The sequence below is a fragment of the Bacteroides coprosuis genome (assembly GCF_020741705.1).
GTDB classification, from domain to species: Bacteria; Bacteroidota; Bacteroidia; order Bacteroidales; family Bacteroidaceae; genus Bacteroides_E; species Bacteroides_E coprosuis.
Genome location: NZ_DYYK01000162.1, coordinates 1 through 3,085 on the forward strand (window position 1 = coordinate 1; position 3,085 = coordinate 3,085).

2 protein-coding genes and 1 tRNA gene are annotated in these 3,085 nt (G+C 36.3%); 2 read left to right on the top strand and 1 reads right to left on the bottom strand.

What is annotated here, in order from left to right:
• Positions 1-261 precede the first annotated feature (261 nt).
• A tRNA-Lys gene (locus tag K8V80_RS09730) sits at positions 262-334 on the bottom strand.
• A gap of 126 nt (positions 335-460) precedes the next feature.
• On the opposite strand from K8V80_RS09730, the gene ettA reads away from it, so the two are divergent.
• Positions 461-2,149: an energy-dependent translational throttle protein EttA gene (gene ettA, locus K8V80_RS09735; RefSeq protein ID WP_006744478.1), complete on the top strand. Its 1,689-nt coding sequence runs from the start codon at positions 461-463 to the stop codon at positions 2,147-2,149.
• Between the two features lie 193 nt (positions 2,150-2,342).
• The coding region (locus tag K8V80_RS09740; protein ID WP_276777483.1) for a carboxypeptidase-like regulatory domain-containing protein at positions 2,343-3,085 on the top strand (743 nt) is incomplete at its 3' end.

The window sequence follows — 3,085 nt, forward strand, 5'->3', positions numbered from 1 at the left end:
ATGCTTTGACACCGACATGTTACCCTTTTGACCCTGATATCGTAATGTCTTGACACCGATAGGATAAAATAGAATAATACGTTACTTTTGAATGGAATTGAAATAAATTGATAAGAAGCGAGTATCCCTTATCCTATAATTCTGAAATAGATACTATACATACTTTTGATTTTAGTAAACTTATATAAAGTGATGGATAAGTAGTTAAAAGACTGAGTTTGTAAAATAAAAAGAGGAAGACCGTTAAGTCTTCCTCTTCTGTGATCCGTCTGGGGCTCGAACCCAGGACCCCAACATTAAAAGTGTTGTGCTCTACCTACTGAGCTAACGAATCAATCCTAGTTGCTTTTTGATTGCGGTTGCAAAGATAGATATATATTTTTTACATCCAAAATAAATAGATAAAAATTTACTATCTTTGTTTGCTATAGGCATGTAAAATACTATTAATAAAAAGTTTATGGCTGACGATAAAAAAGTAATTTTTTCTATGGTTGGAGTGAGTAAAGCATTCCAACCCAATAAGTATGTCTTAAAAGACATTTATTTATCTTTCTTTTATGGAGCTAAAATTGGTATCATTGGTTTAAATGGTTCTGGTAAATCAACACTCCTTAAAATAATTGCCGGCGTAGAAAAATCATATGAGGGAGAGGTTGTGATCTCTCCAGGATACTCTGTAGGTTATTTGGAACAAGAACCATTTTTAGACGACTCTAAAACAGTAAAAGAAGTCGTGATGGAAGGTGTTCAAGAAACAGTTGATGCTTTGAATGAATATGAAGATATTAATCAAAAGTTTGGCTTGCCTGAATATTATGAGGATGCCGAAAAAATGGATAAACTCTTCACTCGTCAAGCTGCACTACAAGATATAATCGACGCAACGGATGCGTGGAATTTAGACAGTAAACTAGAACGTGCAATGGATGCACTTCGTTGCCCACCCGAAAACCAATCGGTTAAAAATTTATCAGGAGGTGAACGTCGTCGTGTCGCATTGTGTCGCTTATTACTAAAGAAACCTGATATTCTATTGCTCGATGAGCCTACCAACCATTTAGATGCAGAATCTATTGATTGGCTAGAACAGCATCTACAACAATACGAAGGAACAGTTATCGCTGTAACCCACGACCGTTATTTCTTAGATCATGTAGCCGGTTGGATTTTGGAACTAGACCGTGGTGAAGGTATTCCTTGGAAAGGAAATTACTCAAGCTGGCTAGAGCAAAAGACCAAACGTCTTGAAATGGAAGAAAAAACAGAAAGTAAGCGTCGTCGTACACTTCAAAGAGAGTTGGACTGGGTACGTATGGCTCCTAAGGCTCGTCAGGCAAAAGGTAAAGCTCGTTTGAATGCTTATGATCAGTTGCTCAATGAAGATGTAAAAGAAAAAGAAGCAAAACTTGAAATCTTTATACCTAATGGTCCTCGTTTAGGCAAGAAAGTTATCGAAGCTGAGGGTGTAGCCAAGGCATATGGAGAAAAACTATTGTTTGATAATTTGAATTTTAACTTACCTCCCAATGGTATTGTGGGAATTATTGGTCCGAATGGTGCTGGTAAAACAACTCTATTCAGACTAATTATGGGGCTTGAAACTCCTGATGCAGGCACTTTTGATGTAGGTGAAACAGTGAAATTAGCCTATGTCGATCAGCAGCACAAAGATATAGATCCTAGTAAAACTGTTTACCAAGTTGTTTCACAAGGAAACGAAACCCTTCGATTGGGTGGTAGAGATGTAAATGCTCGTGCCTATTTATCTCGTTTTAATTTCTCAGGTTCCGATCAAGAAAAACTTTGTGGAGCACTTTCTGGTGGAGAGCGTAACCGCTTGCATTTAGCTATGGCACTTAAAGAAGAAGGAAACGTGTTGCTTCTAGATGAGCCTACCAATGATATTGATGTAAATACATTGCGTGCATTAGAAGATGGGTTAAATGATTTTGCTGGTTGTGCAGTGGTTATTTCTCACGATCGTTGGTTCTTAGATCGTATTTGTACTCATATTTTAGCTTTCGAAGGAGATTCTAATGTGTTTTACTTTGAAGGTTCTTATTCTGAGTACGAAGAGAATAAGATTAAACGCCTAGGAGATGTTGGTCCACAACGCATTCGATATCGAAAATTAATTAACGATTAATACTTCTTAGTATAAATAAATTCTATTAAATAAAAAAGAGGGCAATATGTCCTCTTTTTTTATGCTTTTAATTTAATTATTGGTTCTAAGTATTAAAAATTGTAATAATAACGTAACCGTTATTTGCTGAATAATATATATCTTTGTAGGTGAATCAAGTATCAGTAACTTTTATTAACAAACAAAGAAAATTATGAAAAGACATCTATTTCAGTTTCTTTTTATTACTTGTGCTATCATTTGTTCAGCTGCAACAGCAGTTGCCCAAAGTGTAGTAAAGGGGCAAGTAGTAGATAAAGAAACAGGTGATCCACTAATTGGAGCTTCTGTCGTAGTTGATGGAACTTCACAAGGAACAATTACAGACGTCGATGGTAACTTTACTCAATCTGTACCCACTAATGGTACATTAAAGATAAGCTATATCGGCTTTTTAGATTGGAAACAAAAAATTACTAAAAAAGGGAATGTTAATCTAGGTGTAATAAAAATGAACCAAGATGCTGTTGCACTTGCCGACGTTACTATTACATCATCTATTGCTAAAGATAGACAGACACCCGTAGCTCTTTCTTCTGTTGACCCTGTGTTTATTGAAGAAAAACTAGGTACTCAAGAGTTCCCTGAAATTTTGAAGGCTACTCCTGGGGTATATGCTACTAAACAAGGTGGTGGATTTGGAGACTCTAAAATCAATATGCGTGGTTTTAAATCCGAAAACATTGCTGTGATGATTAATGGTGTCCCTATGAATGATATGGAGTGGGGTGGTGTTTATTGGTCAAACTGGGCTGGTTTATCTGATGTTACTCGCTCTATGCAAACACAAAGAGGTCTTGGAGCCTCAAAAGTGGCTGCTCCTTCTGTGGGTGGTTCTATCAATATTATTACAAAAACAATTGATGCTCAAAAAGGAGGATCTGTTAGCTATGCATT